Source organism: Candidatus Aminicenantes bacterium (assembly GCA_011049425.1).
In the GTDB taxonomy this organism is placed as follows: domain Bacteria; phylum Acidobacteriota; class Aminicenantia; order UBA2199; family UBA2199; genus UBA876.
Genome location: DSBM01000100.1, coordinates 1 through 13,847, shown reverse-complemented (window position 1 = coordinate 13,847; position 13,847 = coordinate 1). Strand labels below are relative to the sequence as shown.

Genomic DNA, 13,847 nt, shown 5'->3' with positions numbered 1-13,847 from the left:
GCCTTGGAGTTAGTCTGTCTTTAAACTTCAGCAAATGCTCCTTAACCGCAGGATATTTATTAATATCTATGCCTCGCCTTGTAACAATCAAATACTTCTCGGTTTTCAACGGCCGGTAGCGTTTGATATCCCGGCCGAACAGAAAAGGTTTTAAGATGGCGTCACTTTGCGGATCCGCCGTGATCAGTTTTTGCCGGGTATCGGCATCGATAACGAATGCCTCGTTCAAGCCAGTTTTTATACCATAGTAGATTTTGCCGTCCACATATTCGCTTAAAGGCACGCCCTGGTTGCGCAGTTTGTCCAGAAGTGCCTGTGATGCGGGTTCAACCAGCGCCCAGCCGTTATCATTCAGGGCGCTTACCGGAACGCCAAAAGCGTGTTTCTCTACATACTCTGCAAGATCCACAAAATCCAGGGTATCCACGGATACGGCACGAAAATCGGGCCCGGCAGGCTGGTTGCGCACCACCAGCACGCAGGGATAAGTGGTGGCCTGCCTGAACACGGGCAGATCGCCGAAATCCACGATCTGCATGATTTGATGCTTTTTCAACCACCCCCGCAAGGGGCTGCCGTAATTGGCGCGCAGCCATTTGTTGGCCACGATATAGCTGAAATAACCACCGGGTTTCAGCAGGGATATCCCGCGTTCAATAAAATAGGCATACAGATCGGCGATACCATGATACACCTTGTATTTTTCCTGAAAATAGGATTTGTACTCCGCGAGTCCTTCCTGACGCACATAGGGCGGGTTGCCGATGACGGCGTCAAAGCCGCCGGCTTGCATGATCCCGGCAAACTCCTTGTGCCAATCAAAAGCGTTGATGCGAAACGCGTCCTCTTCGCTGAACAAGCCGGCCTGGCGCTGGTGGTAGAAATCGGGCCCGACCAGGGAGTTGCCGCACTTGATGTTGTCGGACAGGTCCGGCAGGACCCGCTCCCGGAACAAATCCATCTGCTTGCCGATGCTCTGTTGATTCTCGCCCTCCAGCACTTTCAGCAACAACGACAGCTTGGTTACTTCAACGGCCTGGGGGTCGATGTCCACACCGTAGATGTTATTTAACAGAATGCGCTTGCGTTCTTCCGTGGTCAGGCGCCACTCACCCCCCTGAGACTGGTACATCCGCGGACTTTTCCCCGTCGCCCAGTTTTCCGGACCATCCGCAACGTATTGATCGCGGTGCCAGTCCAGCAGAAACTGATAAGCCCCGATCAGAAAGGAACCGGACCCGCAGGCCGGATCCAGGATGCGCAATTGACTCACCCCTCCCCGGGGGCCGGGTTTCTTTCCCGCAACCAATCTCCCCACAGTACTTTTGACAATGTAGTCCACAATATAAGTCGGGGTGTAATACACGCCACCCGCTTTGCGCACTTCGGGCTTGTCTTCAACCCTGGCCTGATGGCCCGCGGTCAGGCGGATCACCTTGCCCAGAAACTTTTCGTATACCCGGCCCAGGATGTCGGCGGGCAGCACGGAAAACTCGTAGGGGCTTTCCGGATAGTATAGGTTCTTGAAAACGTCCTTCAAGGGCTTGTCATCGACCTTCAGGGTTGGCGCCAAGTCATCACAATATTCCCTTCCCCTTTCCAGCTTGAAATAAAACAGGCCGGAGTTGTATTTTTCATCAGCCCGGTCAAACAACGTGAACAAGCGGTCATAGACATTTCCTCCCTCCCGCAACGCCATTAACTCACCGTATTTCTCCATGCCGCGATCTTCGCAGATGCGCAGAAACACGATGCGGTCAATGGTGCGCTGCACGGAAAAATTCAGTTCACGCTGGGAAAGTGAAGGATTGCGCAGAGCAATATTGCGGGCCAGCATTTCCCGCCACCTCTCGATTTCCTGCAGGAAAGCGGTATCCACTTCGGTTGTGCCCTTTTTGGCGCTGGCGGATACCACGAACCGGTCAAAAGACCCTTTCAGCACCGCTTCGCGTGAAAAAATCGCAGCGATCTCATCCCAGCGTTGGAGGTAATCCCTGAAGGTCAGGTACAAAATCCGGGAATGGGACACTTTGTCGGATTTTTGCGGGCGGACACGGCAATCGTAAACCGCGAATTCCTCGAAATCGGTCAGGATGCTCAATGGCAGTTTGGCGCTCCAGGCGTAGCGGCGCAGTTGAAAGGCCGGGTGAATATCTTCGCTGATATCGACGGCCGGCTTTTTGGCCTCAAGAAAAAACATGCGCTTTCCGCCGATGCGGAAACAATAGTCCGGCGCCTTGGTCACACCGCCCACCTTGATGGCGTCCTCGTGAATCACATCTTTGTAAGATTCCGCGTAACCCCGGCGGTTGGCCACATCCCAGCCCAATACCTCGAAGAAAGGATCGATAAATTCGCGACGCACCTGGGTCTCTTTGTAGGAAGCCCGCTTATAGGCATCCAGGTTGTCTGCAAAGATTTCAACCAGTTTCTTGATCCCATCCGGTGGATTCATTTCCTCTCCTCAAGCAATCAGCCCCAGGCCCTGCCTGGTAATTCAGCTGCGAAACAATCTGGTATCAACAGTATTTCGCTACCCGAAACCATTATAGACAACACGGCAATCACATGCCAATAAAAACAAAGGAAAAACCGGAGCAGACTCTTTCATAATTAAGAAACAAACCGCAAAGAACTTTTTCTAACTTCTTTTCCGTCCTCAACGCCCTTTACTTCTTTTTTCTCTCCTTCTACGTTCTACCTTCTACAGGGCGGCCACGGGGGGCCTCTCCTACGCCTGTTTCCCGTAACTTTCTTTCCAATTTTTCAATTTCCCAACTACCCAACTCTCCAACTTCAGGGCGACCGGCCGGTCGCTCCTACTTCTTCCCTCTTCAACTCTCAATAATGACGTGAGCGCAGCGAATAAATGACAAGTCCTTCCGGTTCCCCAATGACAAGTTCGCCTGAATGACTCGAATGCTTTTGTTTTGAATTTTGAGCAGTTGGCCTTTGATATTGTTTCGGATTTCGCACTTCGAATTGCAAGGAAGATGAAAGGAAAGCAATCGTTAATCGCGCCGGGCAATGAAATCACCCAGGATCATGGCGTCGCCCACATCGTTGTACAGGTAGCCGCTCAGGTGATCGTCATCACTCATGGTGCCCGTGAACAAAAGATGCTTGGCGCTTCCGGTGGATTCGTCCAGGTAATAATGGCAGAGAAACCGGATGTTCAAGCCATCAAACACGTAGGTCTGTTTGCGCTGGTTGCCCAGCCAGACCTCTTCCGTCGCCGTGAATGTGAAATTCCACTCCCGCGGCAGGTTGCCGCGATAGGCTTCGGAACCGGCATGGAAGTCCACTCTGAAACTCCAGTTCCCCACAACGTCAAACAGGTCGAGTGCCGCAACCCGCGCCGCCGCCACGGTGCCGATCCGGCGACCGTCATCCTGCAACACGCCCGTCATTCTGCCGGATGTCGGAATGGTGCAGAGGAACCGGAACTGGTGGGTGGTGGAGCGGTATTTGTCTTCATAGGCAAATCCGAAACGGACCCGGCCCTCATCCACACTAAAGGTGCCACCGGGCTTGCCAAACAGGTCAAGCCCGCCGCCGGCATGCAACGTGATCAGAAATACCCATGGCAGGTTCAATCCGCTGGATGGGTCATACGAAACCACGGTCCGCCAGATCCCCGTAACCTCCCCGGAAACATCTGCGATATCCCCCTTTTTGCACCCCCACACTCCCCCAATCAGAACAATCACAACCACAAGTGTCATGATTTTTGTTTTCATATCCAAAGCATAATCCCGACGTTCAATACATTCAAGAAGAACCTTGGGGCGCCCTCGCCTCTCGCCCAGATTCTGTTTATTTTTTTCCAATTGACATTGGATGGGGGCTTTTCTATAGTTTGTCAGGCGATATCGCATTCGGGGAGGTGAAGGGTGAAATCCTCAAAAAAGTTGATGATCCCGCTTTTCTGTGTCCTGATTTTTCTGAACGTCGCGATTCCGGCCCAACAGGATCCGCCGCGGGCGGATTGCTGCTGGCAGATCTGGGCCGCGGGATGCAACCTGGGCTGGGCCACTTCGCTGATGTACTACACCCAGGTGCGACAAGCCTGGATGAGTGGTCCGGACGATGCCATCGTCCAATTCATTAATACCGCCGGAGATCATATCCTTACCTCCAACCAGGTGTGTTCACGCCTGAATCCGGCCTGGCCGGGAGCCGCCGCCATGCGCAACAACCTCCGAACCTGGGCGACCAATTTCCGGCGCTGGCCCCACAGCCGGCACCGTCAGCAGTTGGCCGCATCTTTGCGCTCCACCTACGGGAGTTTTTCCAGTCCGCTGATGACCATTGTGTTTCAATACCAGCGACAGTTTTATCAAACCTGCGCCGAGAAATACTTTAAAATGGGATGGTTGCTCAGCTACGCCCAACAGACGCTGAAGATCGCCAATGAACAGCTCCGGAACGGCTACTCGGGCTGGGGAGTCACGGTTGCGGATGCGCGCCAGCATTTAAGTTACTTTATCGGCGTTCTCAACGAATACTTCCAACTGCGCCCCATTACCGGGCGCTGTGTGCGCATAGACGATTTTGACCCCATCAACCGCATGAACCGGCTCCTCCAGGTGGGCGTTAATCCGGTCAACCTGGGGTACATGATCAACGAAGTCGACAACCTGCACGCCCAGCTGCAACAGCGCCTGCCCCAGGACTGCGTTCCCGGTGCTCAGGGTGACCAGAATCAAGGCGACACGGGATTGAGCGACGTCACGGTCAACCACTACATGATCACGGTATCGGTATGGGATCACGGCTCCATCGACGGAGACCGGGTCGATCTCTACTTGAATGGGCGGGTGGTTCGCCAGAACATATTGTTGCAGCGAGCGAAAACCACTTTCCAGCTGCAGATCAACCGGGGAGCAAATACGCTTGAGATCAGGGCGTTGAATGAAGGCAGCTCCAGCCCGAATACCGCCTCCATGGAGATCAGCCACGTTGTCCAGGGCCGGCGGAACCAGAAGTGGAACTTGAAAACCGGCCAGACCGGACGCCTGAGAATCACGCTGCAATAGAAATCCGGGCTGGAACCGACAGCGGGAAAGAACGCGCTATTTTTGCACTGCCTGCAGGAATTTCTTTGAACCCAGTTCTTGTGCCACTTGCCTGGGGGTTCTTGCCGCCGCAGTCTTTGCATCGGGATCCGCTCCATGGCGCAGGCACACGGCGGCCAGTTCGGCGTTGTCGTTGAATGCCGCCTGGTGAAGCAGGGTGTGGCCCTCCAGGTCGGTGCTGTTGATATCCGCCCCCTTGTCGACCAGCAAAGCGATGAGTGTTTCTCCCCAGGCGGGGAAGATCTTTTCCGTAAACAGGAGTCCCGCAAGCCTGAGCGCGGTCTCGCCCCGTTTGGTGCGGCCATTTACGTCCAGGCCCGCCTGGATGAGCAGGTTTATCTGCGCGGCACTGGATTCGCGGGTGGCGGCAAAATGCAGGGCGTTCCAGCCGTCCTTATCCGTCCGGCGGACATCAGCGCCGGCATTTAGCAGCAATTGAGCCACTTCCGCATTTGCGGCCTGCATCAACACGGTGAACCCGGAAGAATCCACGGCGGAATTCGGGTCGACTCCGGCATCGAGCAGCTCCTTCAGCCTGTCCGTATATCCGAAAGCGGCGGCTTCCGAAATCTGCATGACTTTAAGGGATTTCGGCTCGGCAAATACCGATTGGTCTGCGGGAAGGTCTTTTGTCTGACTGTTTTGCGCTTCAGGCTTCCACTGGGACAGGGAGTTCAAAGCGATTTTCTCTTTCTGCCGTTCAAGGGCTGCGGCAACGGCTGATCCGGGCCTGGCCAGGGTAAATGCCGAGGCGGTATCCTTGTTTGTCAGATGGGGATCAGCCCCGTGTTCCAGAAATAGTTTTACCAGGCCCAAATCATCATTCCTGGCGGCAGCCATCAAGGGGGTTTCCATGGTCTCGTCAAAGAGGTTCACATTCGCCCCATTGTCCAGCAGCAGGCGGGCGGTTTCCAACATCTTTTCTCTTTTTGCCTGCTTGCCCGCATGCAGATACGCCAACCTTCCCAGGGCGGTCTTGCCGGAAAATTCATGGGCCGGGTCCGCGCCCAGATCGATGAGGGTGCGGGCCACCGCTTCAAAACGTTCGTTGTCGATGGCGGTCACCAATGCTTCACTGAGGTATTTTTTGTTTTGCTGTAAACCGAATTGCTCGACAAAATAGCGCAACAGGTCCGAGGTGCCGAAACGCGCGGTCAACTGCAGATAGTAGTCGGGACTGATGAGAACTTTTTGCCGCAAATCGTCACCACCCGATGCCAGGGCCTCAACCACCTGGTCCCGGTTACCGGCACGGATCGCCGATTGAAGGTTCTTGTCCTGATCAACCGGAAGTGCCGCTGCGTACACAACCACTTGCACCAGGACAAAAGTCACGCTCAAACACCATTTGCAAAACCATCCGCAATGCGCCATCCTGCCTCCCTCCAAGCCTTGAAAAGTCGCTGCGACTTTTCACCATGCGTTGATGGTAATCTGAAGACAGCAAAGAATCAACCGCAAAGTTCAAGCGACCATTCACGGGGTCGAGTCCTCATTCAACGGGCCGGTGATGCGCGTCAGGACAGGAACGGACACCAGGCCGGAAACAATGTTGGCCAAAGCGGCGCCCAGCAAGCGGAAGAGGGGCCGGATGGTCAGCTCGCCGATGATCGCCGCAGACAGGGCCAGGATAATCCCCAGCACCAGCGCGTCGGTGCTGAGGCGCCGCACCCGCCGGCGGTCTTTCGCGCCCACCAGGGTTGAAACAAGGGCGGCGCCACCCATGCCGACCCCCATGGCAATGCTGTTGAGCACCATGACCACGGGAAAAGTGAAACTCAAGGCAGCCAACTGGGTTTTGCCCAGCCACCCCACGTACATGGTGTCGGCCAGGTTGAACAGGGTCATGCTGACCATACCCAAGAGCATGGGCAGCGTGAGCCGCAACAGCATGGGGGGAATGCGCCCCCGGGTCAGGTCACGACTGTTTGCGGCCATGAGCGGACTTCCCCTCAAACTGTCGTCGCAGGAGGCTGAATGCCCACCATCTGGTTGGCGGTGTTGCCGCCGGGCCGGAATTCACGCTAAACCGGGAAGCCTTTTATGTTTTGCGGTTGCGCAGCAGGGCGATCAAGTTGGACAAGGTGGCACCGGTGAGCATGCCCATGGCAAAGATCATCCAGAATCCGGCATCGCCCAAACCGATCAGCGGCCGGCGGGAGAAGTATACGCCCGCCATTGCGGCAAGCATCGCGATCAGGATCACAAGTTGTCGAACAATACGGTTGCGGATCATGGCATGCCTCCTCAAGCTATCATATCGCCTGCGACCACTCTAGCATGGGCGGGCCGCCGGGGTCAATCACCGGGTTCTCCAAACAGCGGCATTCGGTCTTGTAATAAGACAGTGGGATTGGGCGCACCCACGTCTATTGGAAAGTGAAGGAAAGCTGTTGATCCAGGCCAGTCGCGGTTTCCCAGTCGAAGTAAGCCGCCAGGTAATCGTAGTGGGCCATGCAGGATCCCAGGGCCGCCCGGTCCAGGGCCACCCTCGCGTCCTTCAGGTCCAGTTGGGTGGTCAGCCCGTTGCGGGTGGTGACCTCCGCGATCTGGAAGGCCTTGCGGGCCACGTTCAGCGTGGATTGCGTCGATTCCATGCGCTGCCGCGCCTCGTCCAATTTCAGGTACACGTCGTTCAACTCGGTGCGCACATCATCGCGCATCCGCTGCATGCGGATGCGGACCTTGTCCAACTCGATTTTCGCCTTGTTCACCTGGGCCTTGCGATAGCCGCCCGTAAAAACAGGAAGGGAGAGGTTGATCCCCACCATCCACAACTTGTTTTCCTCCTCCAGTTTGAATGCATCGGACTGAGACGAGTAGGCAAAAGCGGCCCGGGCTTTCACCACTGGCAAATAGGAACCGCGAGCGGCCCGCACCCCGGTTCCGGCCAGTTTCTCCTGGTTCAGCAGCACGTTGTAATCGGGCCGGGCGCTCAAGGCCCGCTCAATTCCCACCACTTCCGGGAAAACCGGAACACCTTCCAGTGTGCCGTCCAGCACAACTCTTACATCCGGATCAATCCCCGCAAGGTTCTTCAGGTTGTTGATCAGGAGGTCGCGGTTGCGTTCGGCCTGCAGAACTTCCGGAATCGCCGCCCGCCAGCGGGTTTCCGCGCGCAGCAATTCAAATTCCGACACCTGCCCCTGCTCGTATTTCAATTTGACATCCCGGAAATTCTCCCGGGCGTTCTGTTCCGACTTGTGAGCCACATCCACCACCTTGTCCAGCAGGATCCCCTGGTAAAACAACTTCTTGGCGTTGTTGATCACCGCCTGCTCATTGGCTTGGTACACCTCCTCAACCAGCGCTTCGTACCGGCGGGAGGCTTTTACGGCATACAGCACCGAGGCATTGAACAAGGTCTGATTCACACCGAGGGTGGCAATGAGCTCATTGTCGCGCTTGATGGGGACTTTAGACACTATGGGAGGCCCGCCCAGGAGAGAGGAAAGGTCGAAATACATATAGTAATCACTCAGGTTGCGGGTATACCCGATTTCGATACCGATTTGGGGAAAAGCCCCGGCGCGGGCTTCGCGTTTCTGTTCCCGGGCCGTTTCTTTCTGTTTTGCCGCCAGGCGCAGCACCTTGCTGTTTTCCCGGACCGCTTCAATGAAGTCGTCCAGCTTGTATTCCCTTGAGTACCCGGCCTGCAGGGCCAGGGCGAAAGCTACCAGTCCCAACACGATCCTGTTTCGCATATCTAATTCTCCTTTAAAGCTCCAGCCAAGGTTTTCTGCTTTATTTTGCCGCTCAACATATCGTACAGCACGGGGATCAGCACCAGGGTGAACACCGCGGACACCAGCACGCCGCCGATGGAAACGATGCCCATGGGCTGACGCAGTTCCCTTCCCGACGCGCCGATGCCCGCCGCCATGGGCAGCATACCCAGGATAATGGCGATGGTGGACATGAGAATTGCTTTCAGGCGGGCCGGACAGGCGGTCAACAGGGCATCCCTGACTTTTTCACCCTTTTCCCGGACCAATTGGTTGGTGTAGTCCAACAAAAGGATGGCGTTGTTGACCACGATGCCGATCAACATGACGATGGCCAGCATGGAGACGATGTTCATGGTGGAGCCCGTCAAGGCCAGAAAGTAGAACACCCCGATCAGGGAGAGGGGAATGGTGCCGAGGATATAGAGGGGCTGGACCAGGCTTTCCAGGATTCCCGCCAACAGCATGTAGGTCAGGATCAGGGCAATGACAAAAGCCCGGATGATGGCGCTCACGGTTTTATCCATCTCTTCCACCATCATGCCCCAGCGGACTTTGTAGCCCGCGGGCAGGTTCAGGCCGGCGATGGCCGCGTCCAGTTGATCACTGATTGCACCGAGCACATAACCCTGGGCCACAGCCCCGGTCAACCGGATCGACTTGTAACGATCTTTGCCCAGAATCATGTTCCGGCCTTCCCCGAACTCGATGGTCGCCAGTTGCCCCAGTGTGTACCGCCCTTGCCGGGAAAAAACCGCAATATTGGCGATCTCTTCCGGGGTGTCGGTGGCTTCTTCACTCAAAGCTACACGGATGTCATATTCTTCGCCTTTATCGCGATATTGGGTGGCCACCAGGCCGTCCACGGCGGCACGCACGGCCACCGCCAGGTCCGTCGTAGTGAGTCCGGCCCGGGCCAGTTTGGGGTTGTCCGGAATAATGGTCAACTCCGGCTTGCCCCGTCGGGAGCTGGAATCGGCGTTGATCAGTCCGGGAATGGATTTCATCTTTTGCAACAATTCGCGGCTGTACCCTTCCAGCACGTCGAGGTCCTGTCCCTGCAGTTGCAAGTCGATATCCACGACATTTCCTCCCCCCAGGCTGCGCAGGGGTGCCACGCGGATACGGGCATTGGGGATATTTGCCAAGTCCTCGTGCAGGCGCGAAACCAGGTCTTTCGTGGAGAAAGACCGTTCATCGACATCCACCAGCTTGACGTTCGTCAACATCATCTCCACACCTTCATACACCAGGCTCTGGGTACCCAGAGTGGTCCAGAACCTGGAAATCTCGGGGATTCGCTGCAACCGCGCCTCGATTTCCGCGGCGGTTCGCGCCGTGTCACTGAGTTTCGCCCCCGTGGGCATATCCACTTTGATGGTCAAGTGTCCGTCATCGGTATCAGGAATGAATTCAAAGCCAATATTTCCGGCCGCGAACAGGCTGCTCAAGAACAAAACAAACGCCGCGAGGATGAAGGTCGCCCCCCTGAGTCGCTTTTGCAGGAAAAACAAAAGGATTTTCCGGTAGATGGTTTCCAAGAATATAAACACTTCTTCCATCTTCTCGCTGATTCCGAACTTCCGCGTCGGTTTGTCCGGGAGAATCATCGAAGCCAGCATAGGTGTGAGCGTAAATGACATAAGCAGGGAGAACAGCGTGGCATACACCACGGTGAGGCTGAAGTTGCGGAACATGATACCCGCGATGGTGATCATGGTAGACAGGGGCAGAAAAACCACCAGGTTGGTTCCCGCCGAAGCCAACACGGCCATGGCGACCTCCCGTGTTCCCCGCAAAGCGCTGTGGGCGCTGTCCAATCCCCTATTCTTATGACGGAAGATGTTTTCCAGCACCACCACCGAGTTGGTCACCAGGATGCCCACCGAAGTGGACAGCCCCATAAGCGTCAGCATGTTCATCGAGAACCCGGACATGCGCATGAACAGGAAGGCCGAAAAGATAGACATGGGCATAGACAAGGCAACGATAAAGGTGGAACGCAGGTCGTGAAGGAAAAAGAAGAGAATGAGTGCGGTAAACAGGATACCCAATCCGATATTGATCAGCGTGTCCTTGACGGAATCGCGGGTATAGGTGATCGACTCGTTGATCAACTCCAGAGAACACCCTGAGGGCAGGAATTCACGGATTTCGGGCAGGGCCTTGACGACTTCGTTATAAGTTCGCACCTCGTTGCTGCCACTGGTTTTGCGCAGGCTGATGAGGATGGCGTCGGAAGCCCCCCTTTGGGCCTGGTTGTTGAAATAGGTGGCCTGTTTTCGCACCGGTTTATATGCATCCTTGATAGTGGCCATGTCGGACAGTTTTTTTAACCCGAAGGGGGTAGGCACCTCCAGGGCGCGGAGTTGTTCCAGGCTCTGGAACCTCCCCTGCAGACGCACACTGACATCCATATTGCCGGGCTGGATATTGCCCCCGGGCATGTCCAGGTTGTTCATGGCCAGGATGCCCGCCAGTTGACGCAGAGACAGGCCGTTTTGCTGCAACTCCCGACTGTCGATCTCCACGCGGACTTCCCTTTTCCTGCCGCCCGTCAACGTCACATCGGCAACCCCCTTGATCTGGGAAAAGCGATTTTTCAGTTTTTTGTCCGCCAGGTCGTACAAAGTCGTAGCCGGTATACTTCCGGAAAGCGACAGATCCACAACTGGAACGGATAGCGGATCAAAACGCTGCACCAGCGGATTTTCCGCGTCATCCGGAAGATCTCCGATTATGCCATCCACTTTATCCTTCACCTCGTCGAGGGCAACGTATACATCCTTGCCCAGGTGAAAAGAGATCATGATGAACGAGGCGTTTTCCATTGAATAAGACTGAATGGAGTCGATTTCACTTACCGCCGACACGGCGTCCTCAATGGGCTTGGTTACCTGGAGTTGAATTTCCTCGGAATTGGCGCCTGGATACACTGTTCGGACCGTGACCATGGGCAGGGCTGTATCCGGCAAAAATTGCAGGTTCATATTAAAAAACGATAAGACACCGAACAAGACAAACACGATCAACACCATGCTGACCAGGATGGGGCGTTTAATGGACAGGTCAGCCATATTCATTGCCGTTCCTCCCGATTCGTTGCCGCGTTCAGCAAAGAGTCGATGATGTTCAACGGGGAGCCGTTTTCCACCAGCATCAATCCTTCGGTTACGATGATTTCCCCGGGTAGGAGACCATGAAGGATCTCCACCCGCATACCACTCTTTCTGCCAATCCGCACTTCCCGCCGGACGGCAAGGCCGTCCTGTACCACGAACACAAAGGCTTTGTTGTCCTCGAAACGAATCGCCTCACGACCCAGGGCAATTGCTTCGCTTTGGTCAGCGCTGGTGATGGTGATGGCGGCATTGACACCACAGAAAACTTTTTGATCAAAATTCTCGAACTCCACAACCACGCCGAAGGCCTGGCGCATGGGATTCACCGTGCGGTTGATTCGGGTAACCTCGCCTTGCATTGCGATATGTTTCCACTCGGCGACCGCCCGGTCGCCCACGCGCATGTGGGCGATATCGTGCTCATTCACCCAGACTTCGGCTTTGAGCTGGTCTGTTCGGGCCACGGTAAACAACAGGGTCTTTTCTTCCACCGAATCCGATTCACGGACACTGATCTGCGTGATGGTACCGGCAATGGGGGCACGCACATGCACCGATTGCCTGGCGGCATCCCAGTTGGCCCTGGCTATATCGAATCGGGTCTGAACCGTATCCAGTTCCTGGCGGGAAACTCCTCCGGCGGCATACAAGTTGTTTATGCGCTCCAGGGTGGTTTCAGCCAGATTGAAAGCGACTCGCGCCTGGTCGTATTGAGTGGCCGGGCTATTTGTGGGAAAAGACATGACCACTGCGTCCCTGACCACCACATCTCCTACCTGGTGGTGAATGCGGTGGATGGTGCCTCCAATGGGCGCCCCGGCATTGGACTCCTTCACGCCTTTCAATGCGGCTACATAGGAATACTCCGTCACAAATGGCTTGCTCTGTACATGCATGACCCTCACGGGAACGCCCTTTTCGCGGTACACCTGGACCATGCTTTTCCCCTTTACTTCCTCACGGGCGCAAGCAGTCGCCAGCGCCAAACCGGCAACCAATATTCCCGCGATTCCCAGCCATTTCATTTTTCTGAGTCTCATTTCATTTATCTCCTGTTGGATCATAAACCTGCCTTTTATACATTTTTGTATGTATGTAAAATAACCAAAAAAAATCACGCCTGGATTCCCCGCATGAACATTGACGTGATCTGCTCCAGGTTGGCTTGAATGCCTTTTGTTTCCTTTCCTTCCACCAGCATTTCCGCCAGTCCGACCATCAGGGCCATCAATGAAATAACCACGGCTTCGGCGTTGATGGTCACAATCTCCCCGATTTCCTGGCCCCTCTGCACCGCGGCTCGCACCCGCTTTTTAAGCGCATCCAGTTCTTTTCCCATCAGTGGTTCCAACTGGGGAAAACCGCCGATGTGGCGGCTCTTGATAAACATCAATTTCTGGTAGGCCAGCAATTCGCCGCTATGGATCAGGGCGGTGGGTACCTCGGTAACAATGGCTTTCAAGGTCTCCAGGGGAGGCAGATCGCGGGATAGGATCCGTTCCACCACCTGGATAAACGGATCAATCCGTGAACGGATAAGCTCCAGGAACAGGTCTTCCTTATTTTTGAAATGCCAGTAAATGGCACCCCGGGTCATGCCCGCGACTGTGGCTATTTCAGACAACCGTGTCGCAGCGAAACCCTTTTCTCCGAAAAGACTCAGAGCTGCCCGCAACAACTGCTGTCTCGTCTCCTCGGCTTCTTCCTTGGTGCGCCTCATCCGGTCTCCAGCAAACATACATTCATGTATGTATTATGCAGTTGCCGCCCCCGGCTGTCAACTATCCGCTTAATTTTATGGATCTATTACGTTTTGTGTGGGTAAGCCCGCATTGATGATTGGCGAGAGTTTGTGGGAGAAGAGTGCCCAGAGGGCATACATACCCGTAGGGCATAAAGCATAAGCGAACGCAAGCGTAGGT

The 13,847-nt window shown here is 55.2% G+C and carries 10 protein-coding genes; 1 reads left to right on the top strand and 9 read right to left on the bottom strand.

Going from position 1 to position 13,847, the window contains the following annotated elements; all coding sequences use genetic code 11:
* On the bottom strand, positions 1–2,455 hold a 2,455-nt coding region (locus ENN40_06380; protein HDP94969.1), incomplete at its 3' end, for a restriction endonuclease subunit R.
* Between the two features lie 556 nt (positions 2,456–3,011).
* On the bottom strand, positions 3,012–3,740 hold the full coding sequence (locus ENN40_06375; GenBank protein ID HDP94968.1) for a hypothetical protein: 729 nt from the start codon (positions 3,738–3,740) through the stop codon (positions 3,012–3,014).
* 153 nt (positions 3,741–3,893) lie between these two features.
* On the opposite strand from ENN40_06375, the gene ENN40_06370 reads away from it, so the two are divergent.
* Positions 3,894–5,039 carry a hypothetical protein gene (locus ENN40_06370; GenBank protein HDP94967.1) on the top strand — a complete coding sequence of 382 codons (1,146 nt, stop codon included), beginning with the start codon at positions 3,894–3,896 and terminating at the stop codon, positions 5,037–5,039.
* A gap of 36 nt (positions 5,040–5,075) precedes the next feature.
* On the opposite strand, the gene ENN40_06365 is transcribed toward ENN40_06370, so the two are convergent.
* The 7 genes from ENN40_06365 to ENN40_06335 form a co-directional block, all read right to left on the bottom strand.
* On the bottom strand, positions 5,076–6,452 hold the full coding sequence (locus tag ENN40_06365) for a hypothetical protein (protein HDP94966.1): 1,377 nt from the start codon (positions 6,450–6,452) through the stop codon (positions 5,076–5,078).
* A 102-nt stretch (positions 6,453–6,554) separates the two neighbouring features.
* Positions 6,555–7,016 carry a hypothetical protein gene (locus ENN40_06360; GenBank protein ID HDP94965.1) on the bottom strand — a complete coding sequence of 154 codons (462 nt, stop codon included), beginning with the start codon at positions 7,014–7,016 and terminating at the stop codon, positions 6,555–6,557.
* A 103-nt stretch (positions 7,017–7,119) separates the two neighbouring features.
* On the bottom strand, positions 7,120–7,314 hold the full coding sequence (locus ENN40_06355; GenBank protein HDP94964.1) for a hypothetical protein: 195 nt from the start codon (positions 7,312–7,314) through the stop codon (positions 7,120–7,122).
* Between the two features lie 133 nt (positions 7,315–7,447).
* A complete protein-coding gene (locus ENN40_06350; protein HDP94963.1) occupies positions 7,448–8,782 on the bottom strand; it encodes a TolC family protein in 1,335 nt (444 codons plus the stop codon).
* 2 nt (positions 8,783–8,784) lie between these two features.
* Positions 8,785–11,886, bottom strand: a complete 3,102-nt coding sequence (locus tag ENN40_06345; protein HDP94962.1) for an efflux RND transporter permease subunit — start codon at positions 11,884–11,886, stop codon at positions 8,785–8,787.
* Positions 11,883–12,989, bottom strand: a complete 1,107-nt coding sequence (locus tag ENN40_06340) for an efflux RND transporter periplasmic adaptor subunit (protein ID HDP94961.1) — start codon at positions 12,987–12,989, stop codon at positions 11,883–11,885. The genes ENN40_06345 and ENN40_06340 overlap by 4 nt, the downstream gene beginning before the upstream one ends.
* 50 nt (positions 12,990–13,039) lie before the next feature.
* A complete protein-coding gene (locus tag ENN40_06335) occupies positions 13,040–13,645 on the bottom strand; it encodes a TetR family transcriptional regulator (GenBank protein HDP94960.1) in 606 nt (201 codons plus the stop codon).
* Between the last annotated feature and the right edge of the window lie 202 nt (positions 13,646–13,847).

Coding starts and splice junctions, on each gene's coding strand:
- ENN40_06375 (HDP94968.1), bottom strand. CDS start 3,740: ATGAAAACAAAAATCATGACACTTGTGGTTGTGATTGTTCTGATTGGG.
- ENN40_06365 (HDP94966.1), bottom strand. CDS start 6,452: ATGGCGCATTGCGGATGGTTTTGCAAATGGTGTTTGAGCGTGACTTTT.
- ENN40_06360 (HDP94965.1), bottom strand. CDS start 7,016: ATGGCCGCAAACAGTCGTGACCTGACCCGGGGGCGCATTCCCCCCATG.
- ENN40_06355 (HDP94964.1), bottom strand. CDS start 7,314: ATGATCCGCAACCGTATTGTTCGACAACTTGTGATCCTGATCGCGATG.
- ENN40_06350 (HDP94963.1), bottom strand. CDS start 8,782: ATGCGAAACAGGATCGTGTTGGGACTGGTAGCTTTCGCCCTGGCCCTG.
- ENN40_06345 (HDP94962.1), bottom strand. CDS start 11,886: ATGAATATGGCTGACCTGTCCATTAAACGCCCCATCCTGGTCAGCATG.
- ENN40_06340 (HDP94961.1), bottom strand. CDS start 12,989: ATGATCCAACAGGAGATAAATGAAATGAGACTCAGAAAAATGAAATGG.
- ENN40_06335 (HDP94960.1), bottom strand. CDS start 13,645: ATGAGGCGCACCAAGGAAGAAGCCGAGGAGACGAGACAGCAGTTGTTG.